At 35.3% G+C, this 22,673-nt stretch carries 22 protein-coding genes; 10 read left to right on the forward strand and 12 right to left on the reverse strand.

Annotated features, from left to right (window positions below; all coding sequences use genetic code 11):
• Positions 1–2: 2 nt before the first annotated feature.
• From ACQ65V_RS12960 to ACQ65V_RS12975, 4 genes are all read left to right on the forward strand, one after another.
• Positions 3–431 (forward strand): hypothetical protein, encoded by a 429-nt coding sequence (locus tag ACQ65V_RS12960; RefSeq protein ID WP_430468224.1) that lies wholly within the window; start codon positions 3–5, stop codon positions 429–431.
• Between the two features lie 165 nt (positions 432–596).
• Entirely contained in the window at positions 597–1,391 is a 795-nt protein-coding gene (locus tag ACQ65V_RS12965) for a cation transporter (RefSeq protein WP_430468225.1), read from the forward strand.
• Between the two features lie 236 nt (positions 1,392–1,627).
• A complete protein-coding gene (locus tag ACQ65V_RS12970) occupies positions 1,628–2,737 on the forward strand; it encodes a hypothetical protein (RefSeq protein ID WP_430468226.1) in 1,110 nt (369 codons plus the stop codon).
• Between the two features lie 233 nt (positions 2,738–2,970).
• On the forward strand, positions 2,971–3,903 hold the full coding sequence (locus tag ACQ65V_RS12975) for a hypothetical protein (protein ID WP_430468227.1): 933 nt from the start codon (positions 2,971–2,973) through the stop codon (positions 3,901–3,903).
• Positions 3,904–3,947: 44 nt separating this feature from the next.
• Here ACQ65V_RS12975 and ACQ65V_RS12980 read toward each other — a convergent pair whose 3' ends face one another.
• Positions 3,948–4,913, reverse strand: a complete 966-nt coding sequence (locus ACQ65V_RS12980; protein ID WP_430468228.1) for an IS110 family transposase — start codon at positions 4,911–4,913, stop codon at positions 3,948–3,950.
• 359 nt (positions 4,914–5,272) lie between these two features.
• Here ACQ65V_RS12980 and ACQ65V_RS12985 point away from each other — a divergent pair, with 359 nt between their 5' ends.
• The 6 genes from ACQ65V_RS12985 (at position 5,273) to ACQ65V_RS13010 (ending at position 9,897) form a co-directional block, all read left to right on the forward strand.
• The gene (locus ACQ65V_RS12985; protein WP_430468229.1) at positions 5,273–5,896 is read left to right on the forward strand and encodes a GIY-YIG nuclease family protein; all 624 of its coding nucleotides are present in this window, start codon (positions 5,273–5,275) and stop codon (positions 5,894–5,896) included.
• Positions 5,897–6,070: 174 nt separating this feature from the next.
• Entirely contained in the window at positions 6,071–6,646 is a 576-nt protein-coding gene (locus tag ACQ65V_RS12990) for a hypothetical protein (RefSeq protein ID WP_430468230.1), read from the forward strand.
• Between the two features lie 136 nt (positions 6,647–6,782).
• Positions 6,783–7,274, forward strand: coding sequence for a hypothetical protein (locus tag ACQ65V_RS12995; protein ID WP_430468231.1), 492 nt, complete (start codon positions 6,783–6,785; stop codon positions 7,272–7,274).
• A 339-nt stretch (positions 7,275–7,613) separates the two neighbouring features.
• Positions 7,614–8,396, forward strand: a complete 783-nt coding sequence (locus ACQ65V_RS13000) for a DUF6090 family protein (protein WP_430468232.1) — start codon at positions 7,614–7,616, stop codon at positions 8,394–8,396.
• Positions 8,397–8,765: 369 nt separating this feature from the next.
• A complete protein-coding gene (locus ACQ65V_RS13005) occupies positions 8,766–9,545 on the forward strand; it encodes an alpha/beta hydrolase (RefSeq protein WP_430468233.1) in 780 nt (259 codons plus the stop codon).
• 1 nt (position 9,546) lies between these two features.
• Positions 9,547–9,897, forward strand: coding sequence for a ribose-5-phosphate isomerase (locus ACQ65V_RS13010; protein ID WP_430468234.1), 351 nt, complete (start codon positions 9,547–9,549; stop codon positions 9,895–9,897).
• Here the strand turns inward: ACQ65V_RS13010 and bshA are convergent.
• The 11 genes from bshA to ACQ65V_RS13065 form a co-directional block, all read right to left on the reverse strand.
• Positions 9,890–11,029: an N-acetyl-alpha-D-glucosaminyl L-malate synthase BshA gene (gene bshA / locus ACQ65V_RS13015; protein WP_155087590.1), complete on the reverse strand. Its 1,140-nt coding sequence runs from the start codon at positions 11,027–11,029 to the stop codon at positions 9,890–9,892. The genes ACQ65V_RS13010 and bshA overlap by 8 nt on opposite strands.
• Positions 11,030–11,212: 183 nt before the next feature.
• Positions 11,213–14,170: a glycoside hydrolase family 3 N-terminal domain-containing protein gene (locus ACQ65V_RS13020; RefSeq protein WP_430468235.1), complete on the reverse strand. Its 2,958-nt coding sequence runs from the start codon at positions 14,168–14,170 to the stop codon at positions 11,213–11,215.
• A gap of 117 nt (positions 14,171–14,287) precedes the next feature.
• Positions 14,288–15,514, reverse strand: coding sequence for a phosphoserine phosphatase SerB (gene serB / locus ACQ65V_RS13025; protein WP_273291697.1), 1,227 nt, complete (start codon positions 15,512–15,514; stop codon positions 14,288–14,290).
• A 124-nt stretch (positions 15,515–15,638) separates the two neighbouring features.
• Positions 15,639–16,124 (reverse strand): ABC transporter ATPase, encoded by a 486-nt coding sequence (locus ACQ65V_RS13030; RefSeq protein WP_430468236.1) that lies wholly within the window; start codon positions 16,122–16,124, stop codon positions 15,639–15,641.
• A gap of 35 nt (positions 16,125–16,159) precedes the next feature.
• Positions 16,160–17,659: a PH domain-containing protein gene (locus ACQ65V_RS13035; RefSeq protein ID WP_430468237.1), complete on the reverse strand. Its 1,500-nt coding sequence runs from the start codon at positions 17,657–17,659 to the stop codon at positions 16,160–16,162.
• Positions 17,652–18,164 (reverse strand): PH domain-containing protein, encoded by a 513-nt coding sequence (locus tag ACQ65V_RS13040; protein ID WP_430468238.1) that lies wholly within the window; start codon positions 18,162–18,164, stop codon positions 17,652–17,654. Before ACQ65V_RS13040 ends, ACQ65V_RS13035 begins: the two co-directional genes overlap by 8 nt.
• A 9-nt stretch (positions 18,165–18,173) precedes the next feature.
• A complete protein-coding gene (locus ACQ65V_RS13045) occupies positions 18,174–18,956 on the reverse strand; it encodes a (Fe-S)-binding protein (RefSeq protein WP_155087597.1) in 783 nt (260 codons plus the stop codon).
• Between the two features lie 5 nt (positions 18,957–18,961).
• Positions 18,962–19,132, reverse strand: a complete 171-nt coding sequence (locus tag ACQ65V_RS13050) for a hypothetical protein (protein WP_430468239.1) — start codon at positions 19,130–19,132, stop codon at positions 18,962–18,964.
• The gene (locus ACQ65V_RS13055; protein WP_430468240.1) at positions 19,125–20,438 is read right to left on the reverse strand and encodes a 4Fe-4S dicluster domain-containing protein; all 1,314 of its coding nucleotides are present in this window, start codon (positions 20,436–20,438) and stop codon (positions 19,125–19,127) included. Before ACQ65V_RS13055 ends, ACQ65V_RS13050 begins: the two co-directional genes overlap by 8 nt.
• A gap of 13 nt (positions 20,439–20,451) precedes the next feature.
• Entirely contained in the window at positions 20,452–21,399 is a 948-nt protein-coding gene (locus tag ACQ65V_RS13060; RefSeq protein WP_430468241.1) for an MlaD family protein, read from the reverse strand.
• 54 nt (positions 21,400–21,453) lie between these two features.
• On the reverse strand, positions 21,454–22,572 hold the full coding sequence (locus tag ACQ65V_RS13065; RefSeq protein ID WP_430468242.1) for an N-acetylmuramoyl-L-alanine amidase family protein: 1,119 nt from the start codon (positions 22,570–22,572) through the stop codon (positions 21,454–21,456).
• Between the last annotated feature and the right edge of the window lie 101 nt (positions 22,573–22,673).

Consider the following 22,673-nt stretch of genomic DNA (forward strand, 5'->3'; position numbering starts at 1 on the left):
TTATGGAATGGAATGAATTTAAAGAATCAGAAAAAGAATATCCAGAAGACATTGTAGCTAAAACTATAGATGGTTTTTCAAAGGCTACATCACATTTATGCGAAATTCAAATAAGTCCAGTGGAAAGTTTTGTTGGAGATTTATTCGTTGACTTTGAATTTAGAGTTCTTTTATTAAGTAATACAATTAAATCTTACAAATTCGAGGTTTTCAGGTTTGGTTACAACGTAGACTTATTTCCTGTTTTCTCAATAATAGATGAGAATATTTTTGAGGAGTTAACAAAAAAGAAAATGAAACGTAAACAAAAAACAATTCAATCGAATGAGATTGAGTTTCAAGAATTCTTAAATGGAATATTTGGAACGAGCAGATTTAAAGAAGTTGTTTCAGGTCTTATGAAAATAAGTAGAAAACATTTAACTGAATAAATAACTGCATACAACAATGGCTATAAGTAATCGCTTGTTCTCGCTTACTTCTGAAAATCCTCGCGGATTTTCAGTTTTGTGTGTACTTGCAAAGTTAAGTGCTAAACCACGCAACTACTCATAGCCGAAACCGTTGTAAGTAATGCAGAAAAACCCAGAAACTGAATGAATAAAACAATATTTGAAATAACCAAAATGGACTGTCCTTCGGAGGAAAATCTAATCCGAATGAAATTAGACGGAATTTCAAGTATTGCGAATTTGGACTTTGATATTCCAAACCGAAAACTGACTGTTTTTCACAGCGGAGAAATTGACCAAATCGAAAAATCAGTTATCGAACTGAATTTAGGCGGAAAAAAAATCTCAACGGAACAAACCGACCAAACGGAATTTAAAGAAAACACAAACCAAAAAAAGCTACTTTGGTCTGTACTTGCAATCAATTTTGCTTTTTTCATTATCGAAATGACAACAGGAATTATCTCAAAATCAATGGGACTTGTTGCAGACAGTTTGGATATGCTTGCCGACAGTTTCGTGTACGGAATTAGTTTGTTTGCGGTTGGAGGAACTATAGTTAAGAAAAAGCGAATTGCAAAACTTGCTGGATATTTTCAAATAATACTTGCGATTATTGGATTTGTGGAAGTTTTAAGAAGATTTTTTGGAGACGAGAAACTTCCCGATTTTTCGACAATGATTATCGTTTCGATTTTTGCACTTATCGCAAACGGAATTTGTCTTTACATTTTGCAAAAGTCAAAAAGCAAAGAAGAGGCTCATATGAAAGCGAGTATGATTTTTACATCAAATGACGTGATTATCAATTTAGGAGTAATAATTGCTGGAATTTTGGTAAATTGGTTAAGTTCGAGTAAACCCGATTTGATTATCGGAACAATAGTTTTTGTGTTGGTAATTCAAGGAGCATTTCGGATTTTGAAATTAAGTAAGTAAATGAAAAAAGCACTACTTACAACATTGTATATAAAAAATAGCGCAAGTCATTGCTAACACTAAGGTTTGGGCATATTTGGAAAGTCGCCAAATTTTTAAATTTGACGATTTCCAATAAAAAGATAAATAGTAAAATTTAAAAATTCGGCTTGTGTTCATCCGAAAAGTTATCGCTTATTTTCAGCGCTACTTTTCATATACGGAGCCGTTAGCTACCATTAAGAAAAACCAACAATATGAGTTACTTTGGATTAAATTCAGTCGAAGAAGAAGAACGTAGAAATAGAGCATTTCAGATGCTTTCTGCTATGCGAGAAGCTTTGACTATTTCGAAAAGAACACGACAAGCAATTCCATACAAAAGAGCTCTACAACTCGTTAATGATTTTGACCCAGAACTTTTTAAAGATTTTCAAAATCTATTAACAAAGACAAATGAAAGTGAAATTGTAAAATATTACAAACAAAAAGCGGAAGCACTCTCATTAGAATCTGGACATACAATTTCGCCTGAACAATTAATTCAAAAGGATTTAGATACTGAAATTAGAATTAGAAATGCTGGAGAAAACACTAATCTAATCCAACGAAAAGTTTTTGAATTAGAATCGGCTTTAGAATACTTTCAACCAGAAGATATTAGCGAAAATTACATACTAAATCACGATTTTTCATTAACTCACAAACACGAGTTTTTTAACAAGAAAATTTATGATTCTGCCAAAGTAAAAGATTATGAATTGACAGGAAACAGAGTTTTAAGATTAAGATTACTTCATCCAGACAAAGCTGAAAGAATAATAGGCTCTGATTTAGTTTATGAACAATTCGATTTAAAATCACAAAAAGTGAGATTTATCCATATTCAATATAAAACTTGGAACACAAAAACTCTTTATTTTTCACAAGGGAATATGATTGACCAAATAGAGAAATTAGATAAGAATATATGTAAATCTGGATACTGTCAAAATGAGAAAGGTTCTAAATTTTCAAGTAATTATAGATTTCCTTATTGTTCTGCTTTTTTAAGACCAACTTCTTTTTTAACAAAACCTGATGCATCTCTAATTTCATCTGGAATTCATTTACCAGTTTGTATGGTCAATAAAATTAGAGAAACTGATAAAAAAGTAGATGTAAAAAACTCAAAAGGAAAATCTGTTGGACATAGAATATTTGAGGAATTATTCATTGACAAGCATATTGGTTCGAGATGGTTAACATTTAACGAATTGGAACAATTTTATAAAGAAAAAGGAATTACATCTGAAACTGGACGAATTAGAGTTCACGCTCAAGAAGTCATAGACACATCAAAAACGAAAGAAAATAACGGTAGCTAACACCGTATAAAATTAATTGCTGGTGCAAGTCTACTTACGAAAATCCTCACGGATTTTCTATTCGGTTTGTATTTGCTAAATTAGTTGCTTAAACCACGCAACTAATCTTATACAAACACGTTGTGTGTCATTTGACAACCGCAAGAAAAACACATTAACTAATTGAAAAGTACAGTTCACGCATTGTGAATTTTGAATTTGGAGATAGTCAGTTAGATTTGAGAAAAAAAATAATGAACAAACAAATAGTCTACATATTACTTCTTTTCACTTTTCAAACTTTAGTTGGACAAAACAAACTGTCATATCTTGAAAAGTCGGAAGAACCAATCGACTTCTGTGGAAAACTAAAGAAAGTCAAACCTCTTGAGGGAACTTTTGCTAAAATTTGGCACAATGGAGGAATTTATAGCACACTAAATGGAAGTGATAATATTAAATGGCCTAATCCAGAAATTAAAAAAATAGCTGGAAAGGAATATTGGAAAGACTTTGAACCACAAATTGGAGATATTGGCGAAATAATTTTCGTTACAAAATCAAAATACAAAGAGATAATTTACATCCTAAAAATCAAAGATTATTATGTCCCAATCGAGTGTTCATATTTGGTAAACACGGAAATTTTAGATGTTAAAGAAGCTGAACAAAAAAGGTGGGATGAAATAACTGATTATGGAAAAGGAGATTGTAATTTCAAAAAATTTGGAATTAATGAAACTTGGAATCGAGCTGGAATAGCGGAAATTGATAAAATGTCGGAATTGTTTGCTTGTGAACTGAAAACGAAAGGAATTGACACTTTGATGTTGGTTAAAAGGATTTCAGATAATGGTTCTTCACCTTACGAAAAGGAATACGTCTTATGGAAAGAAAATGGACAAGGACATTTAAAGATTTTTGAGAATAACGAAAAACATAAACCGACTCAAACCGAGTCTGAAAAATTTGACTGGGATGATTTAATCAACTTCTATGAAGAAAACAATCTTTCATCCGAAATAAAAAAACCAGAATCAATAATTAGTCATTGTACCAACTTAATAGTTCAATTTTACAATGGTTCTGACTTTTACGCTTTTGGAATGCAATTGGTTTGTAAAGAAGAAGATGAAAAATTAACAAATGTTCAGTTCATTAGACGAATTGACAATAAACTGAAATAAAAAAACGCCACACAACAAAGAACTGAGTTAAAAAACAAGCAATTTTAAGCTAATTTTGAAACATAGTTTTCATCGTATGGCAATCCGCTTTTTGCAATAGCAAAAGCTTGTTTCAACAGTTTATTCGCCACTGCTATCAATGCCAGTTTTTTACTCTTTCCCTTGGCCACAATCCTATCGAACAATGCCTTGCAAGCCTTATTGTAATTACAGGCTGAAAAGGCTGCCAAGAATAATAAATTTCTCAGCTTTTTATTCCCAACCTTACTGATCTTGCTCCTGCCTCTTACACTACTTCCCGATATTTTTATTGTGGGTGTGATACCTACATAACTGCAAAGTTGTGAGGCACTCTCAAACTTCTTGAATCCATCTGTAACCACTATTAAAAACAGTGCCGTCTTCATACCGATACCTGGTATGGTTTGCAATAACGTCAATTGTTGCTCTTGATCTTGTTTTACTAATTCAAGCAACCTAAGCTCTAATACTTCAATCTCTTTCTTAAGATGTTTTAAGTTTCTCTGTAAAGATTTATAAACGACTCTAGATGGAATATCCAAGGTTGTTTCACCATGAAGCTTGTTCTTGGTCGCCGTGCTCTTTTTTACATACACATCCAATAATCTAAAGAGTTGCAGGCACTCTGCCTGTACATCTGTTAAGGCATTATAGAGCGGAACTTCGTTCTTTTGACCATATTCACAGATCCACTTAGCATCGCTCTTATCGGTCTTTACCTTGGCCAGTTTCATCTGGATAAAACGTTTTACACATAAAGGATTAACTACTGATACCTCAACTCCTTTCTTGTATAAATATTGAGCCAACCTGTAATGGTAATAACCGGTTGCCTCCATAACAACCAAAGCTCTTTCAGGTAAGCTTTTCAGTAGCAACTTAAACCCTTTCTGGTCATTTGCCATTTGAAGGTGACCAGCACTCTCACTGTAAACATCGAACACTGATTTGCTAATGTCAATACCGTAAATTTCTTTATCTTTATTCATAAGAACTGATTTTTGGAAAGAACGAGCTACTACTGTTTCAACAACTTAAAATCGAGATCTAAAAGTCTCACAGAACTGAACGAAATAAGAGTAGAAAAAGAGAGAGGATTATCAATGTTGTCGAGATCTAAGTCTCACCGTGTATAGTAACCTTAATTCTCTCTTTTGTTCTTTCTGGTTTATTAACCTAATTTAATCAATTGTAAACTTAAGACGTGTAAAATTAATTGCTTTGGTCGTTGCCTACTTGGAAAATTCCTTCGGAATTTTCTCGCGTTCGTTTTTGTTTACTAAATTAGTTGCTTAAACACGCAACTAACCATACACAAAACCGTTGTGGGTAATACGAGAAAAACGAAATGGCAGGATTGACAAGCGAACAAATTAGATTTTTAAAAGAGCAAAAAGTAGAGCCGAAATATGTATTCGATGCTGACGGACTTTCAAAATCTGAATATCGCGTGATTATGAAAGAACTGAATAAATTGGTTGCATATAATGTTACACCTTGCCAAAAAGAGGGACATACTTTACGAACAAGAAGTGGACATTGTTGTCAATGCGATACGGCGAAATTAGGATTTCAGAAAAGAAATGACTCTGGCGGAATAGTCTATATTGCTGGAAGTTTGACAGGAGAACTTGTGAAAATTGGATTTTCAAAAACAGTTGAAGTAAGAGCGGAATCACTTAATCGGACTAAATATGCTGGATTTAATGACTGGAAAATACTTTATGCTCTGAAAAGTAAAAACGCTGGACGAATAGAAACTAAAGCGAATTCGTTACTGCACAAATATGCTTTTTCTGTTGACTATGAACACGACGGACATTGGCAAGATTCATATGAAACTTATCATTGTGCATATTCAAAAGCAAAAGAATTTGTAAAAAAAGCTTTTCAATCGGAAAATTATGAGGTAGAAATTGAGAGAAATAGTCCGACTGAAAAATATGAATTTAGGAATTTAAAGAAATTATAAAACTGGAAAAAGTACTACCCACAACAATGTATAACCGCAATTACGGCGGATTCGACTACGTCCGAATCCACTCGGAATTGCGAGCGTCAGTGCTTAACCGAAAATTAAAGCATATTAACCCGTAACTGACGGTTATACGAGACCGTTGTACAACATTTTGACCAAACCAATAAAATGATAGTAAAATATAAAAATTCCGTAATTGAAATAACAAATGAATCTGATTTGGATTCAGCGGAATTTGGTCAGAAATTTAAGAAACAATATCCAGCCGATTTAGGAATTGAATTGGAATATGAACCTTCCTCAAAACACGGAATTCGAATTACAGAAAACGGAATTGAAAAGTGTAGCGCATTATTATTGGAATCTGGAGGAGGAACTGGAATTTCTGAAAATTCATTTCTAATTAAAAACGACCGAATTTACATTTGTTGTTCTGACCAAATATATTCTCTGAATTTATCGGATTTGTCTGCTAATTGGAGAAATCAATATGACGTTGCAGCTTGTTTCGGAATTTATGAATTTGACAAAGATTTTATCGTTCACGGAGAAATTCAAGTGAGCCGAATTGATAAAAATGGAGAAACTAAATGGAATTTTAGTGCGAGAGATATTTTTGTAAATCCAGATGGAAAAACTGAATTCAAAATTATCGAAAACCGAATTGAATTAATAGATTGGGAAGGTTATAAATACGAACTGAATGCTGATGGAAAAATATTAACTGAAATAAAAACTGCGTAGAACACCATGTATAATTCATTACGGCGGAATTTCCTATCGGAAATTCCCTGCACTTTTGCTATCTTTCGGTTTACGTCGGAATAACACTGCGTGTCATTCCGTAACGAAACCATACACAAACACGTTGTAAACAATTATGAAAAACGCACTTCTGACCTTAATATTGACATTTGGAATTTTGAGTTGTAACGCTCAAAGCCAACGTGAAAAGGAAGAAAAAATACGTTCTGAAATCAACGCCGAATTTTACCAAAACTCATCGAATTGTTCGGGAGGAATTGATGCTGTTTCGGACTTTAATAGCAAAACGGAATTCTGGAATATATGCAACCTGAAAAATGGAAACCGAATAATAAAAATTGAGTCACACGAAAAGGAAACGTATTATCAAGAAGTCTACTTTGAAAAAAATGGAGAGTTGGTTTACGCAAAAGAAACGGAAAATTATATGCCGAAAAACCATTTCACTCAAATGAGCTGGAATTGTGAATTTTATGCTGAAAACGGCGAATTAATTACTCTAATGTCACTTGGACACGGAAAAACGGAAGACGAAGAATGGAATCCTGATGTCATTTTTGAGATGTATAAAAACCGACTAACTGAATTGAAACGAATAAAAAAATAACTGTTTACAACAATGGCTATAAATAATTGCTTGTCCTCGCCTACTTCTGAAAATTTGCTGCGCACAGTTCGCACTTCGTGCTCGTGTCTTGCGGATTTTCAGCCTGGTGTGTACTTGCAAAGTTAAGTGCCAAACAACGCAACTAACCATACACAAACACGCTAGCCTTCATTATAAAACTACTTCAAAATTAAATAGCATACCTTTAGAGAAACCAATCTCTAATGTTCAAATTCTTTCGATTATCGAAACGGCATTTTGCAATACAAAATCAAAGGTCTAGTAGACCTTTGGTTGAGATAGCCGCTTGCGGGCTTAACCAAACCACTGACTGAAACTATGATTAAGTTTTTTAGACGAATTAGATACGACCTTTTGGGAAAAAATAAAACCGGTAAATATCTTAAATATGCCGTTGGTGAAATTGTGCTGGTCGTTATTGGTATTTTAATAGCACTAAGTTTAAATAACTGGAAGGAAGATCTTGCCGACCAAGGAGAAGAAACAAGAATACTTGGAGGATTAAAGCAAGAATTCGAAACCAATCTCGCTGAAGTTAGCAGAAACATTAAGTTAAATACTTCGACAAGAGAATCGACTATAGCTCTTATCCAACTTATTCATACCGATGAACCTTTTGCGAATCAACGCTATTTAGATAGTCTTTTAAATGAAGTTTACATGTTCGGGTCCTTCGATGCGCAAACAGGATTGGTCAATGAAGTCATCAGTTCTGGTAAATTATCCATTATAAAAGATACAGAATTACGGAGTAGATTAACTGGCGTTTCAGGGCTTTTAGATAATCTTGAAGAAGATTATATAATTCGTAATGACTATTATTATAATCATATCATTCCATACTTAAGCAAGTATGTTTCGATTATCAACCAAGATAAATTCATGAATTTTTCAGGGTGGTCTGAATCTTATGAATCAAATAAATTAGATGACTCACCTTTTAAACAGAAGTATATGGACATTGATTTACTTCAGTTTGAAAATTTATTTGCAATACACAAAGTGAATAATGACTTCGTTAATCTAGATGAGTACGATTTGAAAGAATTTTTTACTCAAACTCTCGAAATTATCAATACTAACTTAGATCTTAAAGAATAAGAAAAATGAAAGCATTAACCAATGATTAAATTCTTTAGATTATCGAAACGTCATTTTGCTTTTCAAAATCAAATGTCTTGCTTGTCCGAAGAAGCACTGTGGCAAAAATTCTAGCTTCTTTTTCACGATTTTTTCTAGACTTCTAAATAACATAATTCTGAAAAACATAAGCGATCAAAAATTCTTATGATTTGCTTTTTACTAACTCAACAATTTCCCTGTAGCACATAAAATTGCGAATCAGTATAGCAAATTCTGGTTTTAACACAAAGTGTTAATTAAGTCAACTTTTATAAATAATTACTATAAATTAACTGTCGTTTAGGATTTTTACCTTAAAAATTATTACCGATTCTAACTTGTTATATTATGAAAAACTTATGCTCTATTGTTCTTCTGCTCTTAATCATAGTGTCTTGCAAAGAGAAAGAAACCGAAGTAAAAACCACGTCTGAACCCGAAGCCACCACCGAAATTCATTTTTTTGCCAGTGACAGTATAAAAGTCTATGGCGATCTCTACGAAAAAGATAAGTCCGCTCCTACCCTTATCATATTTCATCAAGGAGGTTCTAATACCAGAGCTGAATATAAGTCCATAATTCCTAAGCTCAGAAAAGAAGGATTTAATATTCTTACTATAGACCAGCGCGTTGGTGGACAATATTATTATGGTGGCTATAACAGGACCGTTGCAGAGATTCCCAAAAACGAATATGGCTATTGTGATGCCTATCCAGATATGGTCGCAGCGTTAAACTATAAAAAAGATTCTGGTTTTACCGGAAAGACAATCCTTTGGGGAAGTAGTTATAGTGCTACTTTAGCTTTAAAGCTTGCCGATAACAACCAAAGTGCCGTTGATGGCGTTTTGGCGTTTTCACCAGCATCTGGTAATCCTATGGAAGGTTGTCAACCTAATGCACATATTGAAGCCATAAAAGTACCCTTATTGTTAATGAAACCAGCTTCTGAAATGGAAAGCGAGCGTTCGCAAACCCAATTGAAGCTTGCCAACGAAAATGGCCATAAAACTTATGTAGCCGAAAATGGTGTTCATGGTTCCTCAATGCTCGATGAAAACCGAATTGAAGGCAGCGCTACTGAAACCTGGAAAGTAGTCATGGACTTTTTATCTCAGTTTAAATAACATGCCCAAAACGCTTTACCGTATTTATGTTATAGAATTATCTAAGCGTGTATATACTGAAAACACTAAGTTTAGAGTGGCGAACCCACAATATAATGGTGTGCTTGAATGTCTCTATGTGGGCATGACCAGTAAAACTCCCAAAGAACGTTTTGAGCAACATACATCAGGTTATAGAAATAAGAAAGGGTATAAAATTTCTTCGAATATTGTAGAGAAATACGGTCTGTACTTAAGACCAAGTCTATACAATCATATTGATCCTTTTTTAACTAGAGATGAAGCGCTTAAAGCGGAAAAGGAAATTACATTGGAATTACGTAGAGCACGCTATGCCGTATGGTCTAATTAATAACCGATAATTTTTCTAACGTTTCTTCATAAATACGCTCATACATAGGTACTACACTATGCAAATCGAATTTTTGGGACTGCGCCTTGGCATTCGCTTTAAACGTATTTAAAACCTCAGGATCCTTTAAAATATGAATGGCATTGGCAGACATTTCATTTACATCATTTACATCACTTAGATAACCTGAATACCCATCTTCATTAACTTCTGGCAATCCACCCGTATTTGAAGATATTACAGGCACACTACTTGCCATAGCCTCTAAAGCAGCTAAACCAAAACTCTCGGTTTGTGATGGTAATAAGAACAGATCACTGAAACATAAAATTCTATCAATCTCATGACTGTTTCCGAAGAAAACCACCTTATCCTTAATACCTAGTTCTTCCACCATGCGCTCTGCTCCTTCTTTCTCTGGGCCTTCACCCACCATCATAAGTTTGGCTGGTAATTCTTTCTGAATGTTGTAAAAGATTTTAATCACATCCGGGATTTGCTTCACTTCGCGCATATTACTAATGTGAGTGACAATGCGTTCCTCATCATCTGCCATCATTTCGCGCTGACAATCCGTAAAATTATGCAGGTGCTTTTCTAAATCTATAAAATTAGGCACCACATGAATGTCCTTTTTAATATCAAACAAACGCATGGTATCCTTTTTAAGACTCTCTGAAACTGAAGTTACGGCATCTGATTTGTTAATACTGAATGCTACTGCAGGCTTATAAAATGGATGACTTCCTACCAGTGTAATATCGGTTCCGTGCAATGTGGTTACAATGGGTACAATAATGCCTTCATCATATAGCATTTGCTGAGCCATATAAGCTGCGTAGGCATGCGGAATGGCATAATGCACATGCAATAGTTGTAAACCATGTAGCTTTACCATATCCACTAATTTACTGGATAGTGCCAGTTCATAAGGTTGATAAAGAAACAAGGGATACTCTGGTACATGCACTTCGTGAAAATGAACATTGTTACTCAGTAGTTCTAACCGTACAGGTTGACTGTAGGTTATAAAATGAATTTCATGACCACGCTTAGAAAGCTCTAATCCTAATTCTGTGGCTACTACTCCACTACCTCCAAAGGTTGGGTAACAAACAATTCCTATTTTCATCTAGACGTTTAAATTTATGTCACCTTGAGCGCAATCGAAAGGTCTATTTTATGTTTTGGTCAATTTAGGTTTCGACTGCGCTCAACCTGACAGTACTATTCAATATAAAGTCTAAAGTTATAAGTTTTAGAAATGTTATCCTCTACTTTAAGGACTTTTTAACTTATAACGGTTGCCTTTAAATCACTCAATTATCGCTTCGTATATCAAGCGCTGAATTTCGGTTCTAATGTTTTCTCTCAACAATAAGTTTTTACCAGCTTCAGGATAAGTTCTGTTGGCCAAAAACACATACACAAGCTCTTCATCAGGATCTGCCCAAGCGTAAGTCCCAGTAAACCCAGAATGTCCAAAACTTTTCATCGATAAACAGCCACAAGTTGGACCTTCATCTCCTAATTGTGGTTTATCAAAACCTATACCTCTTCTATTATCTCGTTCGCAATAATAGCAGGTATTGAACTTGTCAATGGTTTCGGCTTTTAGATAACGCTTTCCGCCGTAAAATCCCTTCTGTAAATACATTTGCATAATCTTAGCCACATCATTGGCATTGCTAAAAATACCAGCATGGCCACCAATACCTCCTTGCATTGCCGCTCCCATATCATGCACGTAACCGTGTACTTTTTTGTAACGATAATAGTTGTCAACCTCGCTTGGTACAATGTCCTTTAAACTAAAAACTTCTCTTGGGTTGTAAGTGGTGTAATTAGCACCCAACGATTTGTAATAACGATCTTGGGTAATCTCGTGTAAGGATTTGTCATAAAAACTTTCGAGATAATTTTTAAGAATGTAATACGGTAAGTCGCTATAGCGATAACGTAATCGTGAAAGCAAATCGCTTTCCTTAACGATTTCCTGTATGGAATCTTTATAGTCGCTACGCAGAAAAAGTGAATTGGTAACTTCGATATTAAACTCCTTACTACGCTTACTTCGATAATATTTTGGATCTGGTTTTTTAGTCACAGAATCTAATGTTGCGTAATAAAATGGAACCCAAGGTCGTAATTGTGCATAATGCGACAACATTTTCCTTAAGGTGATATTCTTTTTGTTGGAGTCCTTAAACTCGGGTAGCAAATCACCCAATTTAGCATCTAGTGAAACGGAACCTTGCCCTTCCAATTCCATTAATATAGGTAAGGTTGCCAATATTTTAGTGAGTGAAGCCACATCATAAACATCATCAAAATCTACCTTGTTCTTTTTTGAATACGTATGGTAACCAAAGTTTTTATTGTAAATCACCTTTCCTCTTCTGGCTACCAGCAGCTGAATACCTGGAGTCATTCGATTATTTACGGCATAATTGGCAATCGAGTCAATACGGCTTAATTTTTCAGAATCCATACCTACGCGTTCTGGTAAACCATAGCTTAAACTCATTAAAGCATTATAAGATTCGCCAGTACCAACCGGAAAAAATGCTCCTGTACTTACAGGCAGTTTCCCTTTGGCTCCAATAGCTCCAAAAATAAGTTGCGCAGATTTCTCTTGCGCGATGCTGCTATTCTGATAACTCATTACAATAGCATTGATATTTTCTATGGATCGTAACTGATTCAAGGCATAAGGCCTTGCAAAAACATCTAATACAACGGTATTGGTTCTTGCTATTTCATATAACCAAGCTAATTCTTGTTGTGAGAACTTATAATCCTTCCAAGGATTGTCATTTGATTTATGAAAACCAATTACAACGGTATTGTAATTCTGTAATTTTGAGATAACACCATCTAGCTTATCCGCCTTAACATGATGTACTTTAGTGTATTTTTTTAGCTCGTTAAAGAAGATTGAACCACTGGCATCACCCAACTCCACGTAGGCTATCTTTTTGGTTTGCAAATCACGAAACGGTAATAAGGCCTTTTCATTCTTAACCACCGTAATGGCATTTTCCATAAGGTTTTCGTAGAGCACATCGTCCTTAATTCGGTTTAAATCAGAGCCAAGATTATACATACCGACTGGTGAATAATTATTCAATCCGACCTTATACTTAGCCATTAATATTTTCTTTACCGAATGTGATAAGCGCTCTTCTGTTATAATGCCTTCATTATAAGCTTCAACAAACTTGGCGATACCTCGCTTTGGATCTTCAGACATCAACATTACATCATTTCCGGCTAAAAAAGCCATTAAATCAATCTCTCCGCCTTTTGACAGTGTTTTTGTAGTCAATCCATCAACACCCTTTTCTACATAATCTGCTGCGCCTTTCATGGTAAGGGCATCTGTAAATATTAGTCCGTTAAAGCCTAACTCTTCTTTGAGAATATCGGTAACAATATGCTTAGATAATGACGACGGAAATCCTCTACGAGATTCTAGACTCGGAATATTAAGATGAGCCACCATGACGCTAGACAAACCTTGTTTTATGAGTTGTCTATAAGGATATAATTCTATGGAATCTATACGCTGCTCACTAAATGATACAGTCGGTAACGTTTTATGCGAATCGTCTTCTGTATCTCCATGACCTGGAAAATGCTTTGCATTGGCCAAAACACCTGCACTTTGCATGCCTTTCATAAATGCTAATCCTTTGTCAGTGACGTTATCCCTATCTTCTCCAAAAGAGCGATTGCCTATAATTGGGTTTTTAGGATTGGTATTGATATCCACTACTGGTGCAAAATTAAAATGCACACCCAAGCGTTTACAGTGCTCACCGATTTGTCGTCCTGTCTGTTCTACCAATTCATTATCTGAAATGGCACCAAGGGTCATATTCCAAGGAAAGGCATACGTTGAATCCAGACGCATACTCAATCCCCATTCTGCATCCATGCCAACTAAAAGCGGTATTTTAGAAACAGCTTGTAACTTATTATTTAACTGTGCTTGTCTGTAAGGCCCACCATTGGAATAGATCACTCCACCAATATGTTCGTCTTTAATTAAATCAATGACAGCATTATTGACTTGGTCACTGTTTTTAGACATCACTTGCACCATATAGAGCTGGCCAATACGCTCCTTTATGGACATGGAATTGTAAACACTATCCACCCACTTTTGTTGCTGTATGGGATCTTCTGAAAGTAATGGATTATTGGTGAGCTCTTGCGCGAAAGTAATTTGAGCACAAAGAAACAAAAGGATAAGGGACAAATGGCGCATAAAAATTCTTTTATCGTTTTTAGGTTAATTAACGAATACTATGCCAAAATAGCATAATTAACAAGAAGTAAAAAAGACTTTAGGATAGTTTTATAAACCGTGTAATTAACAGTTTGGTTAACTATCCATTAAATCAATATGCCTATCATGGTAACCCAATAGATACAGCACACCGTCTAGACCAATGCTCGATATGGAATTTTGCGCATTGTCCTTAACTTTGGGCTTGGCATGAAATGCAATCCCAAGTCCTGCCAAATTGAGCATTTCCAAATCATTGGCACCATCACCTACAGCAATGGTTTGCCCGATATCTATACCCATATTATCGGCAAGTTTTTGAAGATATTCCGCTTTTTTAGTACCATTGACAATATCTCCGAGATAGTGTCCTGTGAGTTTGCCGTCTTTAATTTCGAGTTGATTGGCATATACAAAATCAATGTCTAATTTTTCTTGAAGATAATGCCCAAAATAGGTGAAACCACCAGATAAGATAGCCGTTTTATAACCGTAATTATGAAGTGTATCTACCAGGCGTTTAGCACCTTTTGTTATCGGAAGGTTTTCGGCAACCTCTTTTAATACATCTTCGCTTAAGCCCTTTAAAAGCTTCATACGTTTTTCAAAACTCTCGTTGAAGTCAATTTCGCCTTGCATCGCTGATTCCGTAATAGCACGCACCTCTTCTCCCACTCCTGCACGTTCGGCAAGTTCATCTATAACCTCTGTTTGGATTAAGGTAGAATCCATATCAAAGCAAACCAATCGTCGGTTACGCCTAAACATAGTATCTTCCTGAAAGGCAATATCCACATCGAGCTCTTTTGAAATTTCCATAAACCTAGACGTGAATTCAGACTTATCCTTCAACTGTCCTCTAATGGACAATTGTATGGATGCCCTAGGATATTCCTCTTCTTTCACCAAGGATGTTCTACCTGTAAGGCGCTTAATGGAATCGATATTGAGATTTTTCTCTGAAATGATCTTCGTGACCTCAGAGATTTGCTCTGCCTTTAACTTTTCACCAAGAATTGTAACGATGTAGCGATCTTTACCTTGCATGCTCACCCAATGCTCGTAGTTTTCAAGAGATATTGGTGTAAACTTTGCGGTTATGCCCAATTCGTAGGCCTTAAATAACAGGTCTTTTAGTACGGCTGCAGATTTTTTCCCTGATTTTATTTCAAACATCATCCCAAGTGACAGGGTATCGTGGATATTAGCCTGACCAATATCTAAAATTTTAGCATCGTATTCTGCTAAAACACTGGTTAAACCAGAAGTTAAGCCTGGTTTATCCTGTCCTGAAATGTTTAAAAGAAAAATATCTGTTGCCAAAGTATGGTGTTTGTGATTTATTGGTAGTAAAAATGGCTATTCTAACTGAAAAATAAAAATATTTCGAAATGCGAAAAGCATAATAATTGTCTTTGTTTGCTGAGAATTTCTCAACATCGGCCAATTACTTAATGAATCTACTATGCCAACTTTCGCTAGCAGGCACTTCCCAATTGTCTTTAAATTCTGCAATATTGGTCACCAGATTATTAAAGACTATGGTGTTTTTAGAAACTGAACGGTTCTTTGCCATGGTTTTAAAGTCAACCAGAGGCTTATAAGCTACAAACTCACCTTGCTTAAAGGACACGTTCATTTTATCCATTAAATCTACGTTATACTCCTTTTCCAATTGCTGAATAAAGTGCACGGAAGCATCAATAGAACAGCCTGTAGCATTATTCAAGTTTTGGTTTAATGCAATAACTATAAAACGCTTATATACAATTTTATAACCAGCTTGTAAATCTTTACCGTGAGCTGTCCATGCAGTAATAAAAGTTTCGATTTTAGATTCTAGTTCTGCAATCTCTTCTTCAGTAAATGAACGGTTGGCTTGGTATATCCAAACACGGGATTCTTCTGGTAATGTATCAAAATCAACTAACATAATCGGTGTCTTTTTCTAATGGCAAAAGTACAATTTTACATCCAATCCTTGGCTTGGGATTCTACTCTAAAAAGTAGATAATCGTATATGCTTTTTGCTTCAGATTCATTGACGTAAGGAATCGTCACGGATTTTGACGCTGTAAAAATGATTACAGAAGCAATTTTCCGACGTTTTTGAAAAATGGATTGTCTTAATTTAACCGCTTGTATCTTATGGATTTCAAGAATATTGGTTACAGTATCCACAAAACCACTACCTAGCGTTACAAAATCCTCAGAAATGATATAATATGCTTTCTTATAGGATATATAGACAAAAAGTGTCGCGATTGGGATAACAATACAATTAGCCCATAGGGCTTCATACCCAAAAAACAGAGTTGCCAATAGATTTATGGCACTTGTAAAAATTAACATTCGCAATGCCAATATTCTCATATAATACGGTCTTGGTTTGTAACGTTCACCGTTAAAACTATAGTTATCAATAAGCTTTTCTATCAAGTAATCCACCTGCGGTCGCTCTAAAGCGATAATATTGAAATTCTTTTGTTGTTTTTGGTTTACCATAGTTTGCTTAACATACAACGTATGCAAACCAAAATAGCGTTTTACACGATTGGTCTTAATAATTAAATTTTGAATGCGACTTGGTGTTAAAATCAAGGACACTTTATTGAAAAGCCCTTTGTTTATTTCTACGGTTTTTTGGTGCTCAATGACCTGAAGGTTAAAATTGACAATAATGAGTTTTACTATTGAAAACAATACGGAAATGAGCAATACAAAAAATAGAATGATAAGGTTTGTTAGCAACAAATTAGCAATCATAGCTTCATCAAGCGTGATGAAGTCCTCTACTTGATCGCTTAAATTTAAATTTTCTATAAAGTCCCGAAATTGGTAGTAAAGTCCAATGACAAATGCCGCTATGATACCAAAACTCCTCAGATGATTCTGCGATAAACCTGCCAGCAACAGGCGTTTCATGGATATCTTAAAGTACACTTGTGATGGTTGGATGGGCTGTTCATCAACTTGTTGAAGATGGATGCTGTCTTTATTAAATAATTTGTCTTTGAGCAGAAGAGCCGTCGGCCTATCCAATGCGCTAATTTCAATTTCAGATTTCTTGTCTCCCGCAGTTTCAATATTTACCGATACCACGTTGATGATCTGTTGTAAGAAATTCTGCTTTATATAAACATTTTGGATTTTAGACTTAGGGATAATGGTATTGTCCTTGTTGATTATGCCTCTGGATAAATGAAAATCATTCTTGGTCAGATGGAATTTAAAATTGAGATACTTTAATATAGCCACTACCAAAATGATGATAAGTAACCCAACAAAGAAAAGTGAAATTGTAGTGGTTGTGACTCCCATGAGTGTTTTCTTGCGCATAAGCGAGAAGCCTATGGCCAATAAAGCCACAAAGAATTTTTTAAAAAACTGAAAGAGATTAAAACCAAATATAACAAGAATCCCTTTTGAGGATTGTCGCATAGGCTGTGAAAAATCAACGTTATCCATTAATCTTTGCACTAATAAAATCGTTGATTTGTTTGGCTTCACCAACAGAAAGACCACTGATTTTCATGTCACTTCCCGACTCACCAGCTGAATAGATTTTTAAGCTTGCAAGAGCAAGGCGTCTTTCTAACCAGCTTCGGCTGACTTCTACATGCTGAATTCTTATAATCGGTACTGTTGTAAGGTAGTTAATGATTAGGCCTTTAGCATAAACGACATCGTGTTCTCTAATTGCATATTTTCGTTTTTTAAATGCCAATAAAGACACTATCAAATTCAAGATGCAAAATCCTATGGCGAATAGTATGACATACTGAAAGTTATCCTGAAAGCCATCTTCTTCAATTAATTGTTTTAAAGCAAATAAGGCGCTAAAGAGGATACCGAATAAAATCAGCTTGTTAAACGCAATGATTTTTAAATACTGTTTGGAGATGGGTTTTAAATCTACAGTATCGATTTTTGGCAAATCGTCAGTAAATATTTGGGAATTAGAAAATTGCATAATTAAAAACTATGAGTTTGCAATCAATTCGGCTATATCTAATACAGTAACTTCATTTTCCTTTTCTTTGGCTTTTACACCATCGGTCATCATGGTATTACAATAAGGGCAACCTGTAGCTATAATATCAGGTTTTGTTTCTAAGGCCTGTTCTGTTCTCAAGACATTTACATCCATGTCTCCTTTTTCAGGTTCTTTAAACATCTGTGCTCCACCAGCACCACAGCACATTCCTGTACGTTTATGACGTTTCATTTCCAAAATATTGCCATTGGTATGTTTTAGAACATCCCTTGGAGCTTCATATTCACCATTACCCCTTCCCAAATAACAAGGATCGTGAAACGTAATGCGCTTGCCTTTATAGGTATTGCCTTCTATGGTCAATTTTCCTTCACTGATCAGTTGCTTAATGAATTGCGTATGATGAACAACATCATAATGCCCACCTAAACCAGGATACTCATTTTTTAGGCAATTAAAAGAATGCGGATCGCAAGTCACAATACGCTTAACTTCGTAAGCATTGAGCACTTCAATATTCATCATAGCCTGCATCTGGAACAAAAACTCATTTCCTGCACGTTTGGCAACATCACCAGTATTACTTTCTTCCGCACCTAAAACAGCAAAATCTACATTGGCTTTGTTTAATATTTTCACGAAAGCTCTTGTAATCTTTTTGGCTCTGTCATCATAACTACCAGCAGAACCCACCCAAAATAAAATCTCAGGTTGTTTGCCTTCTGCCATATACTCTGCCATGGTTGGCACTTTTAGTTCTTCGCTCATGATATTTATTTTTTTCCTTTTGTAGAATACAAAGCTGGTATTAAACCGAAACCTCCACCTATTAATCCTCCTCCAATCAAATAGTTGTATGCGTTATCTTTCAATGCTATCATTAATATCGTTCCTGAAATTATCAATGCTATGGCGACAAGCATAATTATTTGTCTTTTATTCATCTTTCCAGTTTAAACGGTCTTGCTGATTATAAGGCCAAGGCGCTCCGTTGTTCTCTATATTGGTCATCATAGTATTCAGTTCCATTGGCGCGGCACTCTGCTCCATAACCAAATAACGACGCATGTCCATGATAATGGATAATGGATCTATACTTACTGGACAAGCCTCAACACAGGCATTACAAGTAGTACATGCCCAAAGTTCTTCTGCTGTAATATAATCACCCAACAGCTGTTTGCCATCATCTTTAAACTCACCGTTATTGGCATCAATATTTTTCCCTATATCTTCTAGACGGTCACGTGTGTCCATCATAATCTTACGAGGAGATAATTTTTTACCTGTTAAATTTGCAGGACATTCCGCAGTACAGCGTCCACATTCAGTACAAGTGTAAGCATTGAGCAATTGAATTTGGTTTAAATCCGTGGCATCACTTGCTCCAAATTTCTCTGGCACTTCCTCTTCCGCTCCTTCGGCTGATGCCGCAAAAGGATCTGCATTAGGATCCATCATAAGCTTTACCTCGTTGGTAACGGCTTCAAGATTGTTAAACTGCCCTTTTGGTGTTACACGTCCGTAATAGGTGTTCGGGAAAGCCAAAAGAATGTGTAAATGCTTGGAAAAATATAAATAATTCAAGAAAATCAAAATACCAACAATGTGCAACCACCAAGCTGTACGCTCAATAATATGAAGTGTTCCTTCAGACATGCCTTCAAACCATGGTGTAATAAATTGCGAAATGATGTTTCCTTGACCCATATTCTGAAAAGGTGTATCGGTAGCATTCATAATTAAAAACAGGCACATCAACACCACTTCAAAATAAAGAATAATATCCGCATCACTTTTTGGCCAACCTTTAAGTTCGTTAGCCATAAAGCGTCTTAGCTTTATGATGTTTCTACGAATCCAAAATGCAATCACCGAAACTAAAACAAGAACAGCAAGTATTTCAAAGGCACCAATTAAAAAACCGTAAACAGATTCTGGTAACACTTCTAAACCGATACGATGAGTGCCGAAAAGGCCGTCAATGATAATCTCAAGAACTTCAATATTGATAATAATAAAACCGACGTAAACGATAATATGAAGAAAACCGGCTATTGGTCGTTTTACCATTTTACTTTGACCAAGGGCAATGCGCGCCATATTTTTCCAACGCTCCCCTTTGTTATCACTGGCATCAACTTCTCGACCTAATTTAATGTTACGGATAAGTTTCCTAATATTTCTAGTAAAATAGCCAATACCCAAAACCAGGATGGCGGCAAAAATAATGTTTGGTATGTACTCCATACTTAAATTGAGTCTAATTGTTATTTAACTGCTCTTCTGTTGGTTCTTCGTAAGGGATTTCCCGTTTAGACAAAATACGTCTGTATCTGGCAGGATGCAGTTTTATATCTAATAGCAGCAATTGCATTTCTTTTGAAGCAGCTTCAAGGTTATTGTATAATCCATCATCGTTTAAAAGCTTACCTAGTGTGCCCTTGTTGTTATCTATACTCGCCATTACACCTTGAATACCAGTTAAGGTCTTATTGAGGTTCTCAACGGTTTTAGTCAAATCAACTTCTTTTAACTCAGCTGACAATTCGCTTAAATCCTTACTTGTTTTTTCAAAATTTTCGAGTACCGAAGCAATCCTTTCGTCATTATCTTTTATAACTCCTTGTATGGAATAGGATAAATTTTTGAATGACTTTAATGTAGAATTCAGTTCGGCAATGGTCTTCTTTAGGCCTTCTTCAGATTCATCAATCACCAAGGCATTAAGATTGGTCATTAGGGTATCTGCAGAACGGATAGTGCTATCTAGATCATTACTGACTTTAGAAAAATCCTTTTCCAAGGCAGAAACGATTCCTGGTTTCACTTCAGATGCTATAAAATCTCCTGGCTTTGCCAATTCTCCATCATTGGCATCAATAATGGCTAGCGCATTGCCTCCCATCAATCCGGTTTGGTAAAGTCTGATTTTACTGTTCTTAGAAAACTTTAATTTAGGATTAACCGAAAAAGAAACTCGTGTTTTACCGGTTTCAAAATCATAAATGATATCCTCAATCTTACCTATTTTATTACCTTTAATGGTAACTGGTGAGGCTGAACTCAGTGCATTATATTCAAATTCGGTGTAGTAGGTCTGTGAGTTTTCGAATATATCTTCACCCATTAAGAATGAAAATAAATATATAAAAAGTGCGATACCAGATAATACGAGTATGGCTGTTTTAACTTCTCTTGAAATTTTCAATGGGCTAAGCTTTGATTCAAAACAAAATTAGGAATAAAAATATTAATAATGTTTCTAATTAGTGGCAGATTTTAAAGCTTCGGAAACATCTATTTGTTTGCCCTCTTTAAAGGCAACCACAAAGCTAGAGGAATAGCCTTTAGTCTTGGCTTCCTCCTGTAGTCTTTTGGCTTTGTTAAAATCTGAGGTACTGCCATAAAAATACTTGTAGAGTTTACCAACCTTTTCTTTGCTCAGGTCCGAAAGTCCTTTAAAATTGTATGATTTTGGTTCTAAATCCCTAGAGCTGGCTGCAATCTGTACCTTAAATGTTATGTCTTCATAAATTAAGGGAATGTCTTCCAAGGCTTCTACCGTTTCTTGACTGGCGTCTAGAATACTACTACCAACGTTCTGATCCAATTCCTTTTTGTAAACAATTATAGCGTCTCTTATAGCATTGGCAATAGCTGTTTGGCCTTTACTACTATTGAGATAGGCTCCTTCATTTTTATTGGTTATAAATCCGGTTTCAATAAGGACACTAGGCATATAGGTATTGTGCATTACCCAAAGACTGGCCTGCTTTATGCCTCTACTCTTTCGTTTAAGTTTACCAGAGAAGTTATCTTCAACCTTACGTGCCAAATTAATGCTCTGCTCAACATAGACTTCTTGTTCAATACCGATGGCAATGGTAGATTCTGGCGAGCTTGGATCGTAGCCAGCATAGTGTTCCTCGTAGTTATCCTCTAAAAAAATCACTTCATTTTCTGCTTTGGCAACAGCCATATTACGTTCAGAATTTTTAGCTCCCAATACAAAAGTTTCTGTACCATAGGCTTGCGAATGATGCGCATTACAATGTACAGAAACAAATAGGTCTGCATCGGCTTTGTTGGCTATTTTAGCACGGTTTCTCAACGTTACAAACACATCTGTCTTACGTGTGTATATCACCTTAAAATCAGGATTCTTTTCGAGTTCCTCACCTATTTTAAGTACAATCTTTAAAGCAATATCCTTTTCCTTATAGCCATTTTTTGTAGGTCGACCAGGATCATGTCCACCATGGCCAGCATCTAAAACCACTACGAACTTATCCTCTTGCGCCTGTAAAGAAGCAAAGCATGTTAAAGAAGTGATAAATGTGAGAACTAAGGATACTATTATATATTTTCGCTTCGTTTGCATATTTAATCTAACGGTTTATAAACTCTGATTATTACACACGTATAGTTGTGAAACAGTATTTTTAAACTTTATTATTTTAATAAATTAATCACAAAAAAATA

Origin of the sequence: Winogradskyella ouciana, from assembly GCF_965284585.1 — a bacterium.
GTDB classification, from domain to species: domain Bacteria; phylum Bacteroidota; class Bacteroidia; order Flavobacteriales; family Flavobacteriaceae; genus Winogradskyella; species Winogradskyella ouciana.

Bases quoted from the DNA above. Each gene is read 5' to 3' on its own strand.
- ACQ65V_RS12995 (WP_430468231.1), top strand. From the start codon at position 6,783: ATGAAAAACGCACTTCTGACCTTAATATTGACATTTGGAATTTTGAGT.
- ACQ65V_RS13005 (WP_430468233.1), top strand. From the start codon at position 8,766: ATGAAAAACTTATGCTCTATTGTTCTTCTGCTCTTAATCATAGTGTCT.
- ACQ65V_RS13045 (WP_155087597.1), bottom strand. From the start codon at position 18,956: ATGAGCGAAGAACTAAAAGTGCCAACCATGGCAGAGTATATGGCAGAA.
- ACQ65V_RS13055 (WP_430468240.1), bottom strand. From the start codon at position 20,438: ATGGAGTACATACCAAACATTATTTTTGCCGCCATCCTGGTTTTGGGT.
- ACQ65V_RS13030 (WP_430468236.1), bottom strand. From the start codon at position 16,124: ATGTTAGTTGATTTTGATACATTACCAGAAGAATCCCGTGTTTGGATA.
- ACQ65V_RS13065 (WP_430468242.1), bottom strand. From the start codon at position 22,572: ATGCAAACGAAGCGAAAATATATAATAGTATCCTTAGTTCTCACATTT.
- ACQ65V_RS12980 (WP_430468228.1), bottom strand. From the start codon at position 4,913: ATGAATAAAGATAAAGAAATTTACGGTATTGACATTAGCAAATCAGTG.
- ACQ65V_RS13010 (WP_430468234.1), top strand. From the start codon at position 9,547: ATGCCCAAAACGCTTTACCGTATTTATGTTATAGAATTATCTAAGCGT.
- ACQ65V_RS13035 (WP_430468237.1), bottom strand. From the start codon at position 17,659: ATGGATAACGTTGATTTTTCACAGCCTATGCGACAATCCTCAAAAGGG.
- ACQ65V_RS13040 (WP_430468238.1), bottom strand. From the start codon at position 18,164: ATGCAATTTTCTAATTCCCAAATATTTACTGACGATTTGCCAAAAATC.
- ACQ65V_RS13050 (WP_430468239.1), bottom strand. From the start codon at position 19,132: ATGAATAAAAGACAAATAATTATGCTTGTCGCCATAGCATTGATAATT.
- bshA (WP_155087590.1), bottom strand. From the start codon at position 11,029: ATGAAAATAGGAATTGTTTGTTACCCAACCTTTGGAGGTAGTGGAGTA.
- ACQ65V_RS12975 (WP_430468227.1), top strand. From the start codon at position 2,971: ATGAACAAACAAATAGTCTACATATTACTTCTTTTCACTTTTCAAACT.
- ACQ65V_RS12965 (WP_430468225.1), top strand. From the start codon at position 597: ATGAATAAAACAATATTTGAAATAACCAAAATGGACTGTCCTTCGGAG.
- ACQ65V_RS13000 (WP_430468232.1), top strand. From the start codon at position 7,614: ATGATTAAGTTTTTTAGACGAATTAGATACGACCTTTTGGGAAAAAAT.
- ACQ65V_RS12960 (WP_430468224.1), top strand. From the start codon at position 3: ATGGAATGGAATGAATTTAAAGAATCAGAAAAAGAATATCCAGAAGAC.
- ACQ65V_RS12985 (WP_430468229.1), top strand. From the start codon at position 5,273: ATGGCAGGATTGACAAGCGAACAAATTAGATTTTTAAAAGAGCAAAAA.
- ACQ65V_RS12970 (WP_430468226.1), top strand. From the start codon at position 1,628: ATGAGTTACTTTGGATTAAATTCAGTCGAAGAAGAAGAACGTAGAAAT.
- ACQ65V_RS12990 (WP_430468230.1), top strand. From the start codon at position 6,071: ATGATAGTAAAATATAAAAATTCCGTAATTGAAATAACAAATGAATCT.
- ACQ65V_RS13020 (WP_430468235.1), bottom strand. From the start codon at position 14,170: ATGCGCCATTTGTCCCTTATCCTTTTGTTTCTTTGTGCTCAAATTACT.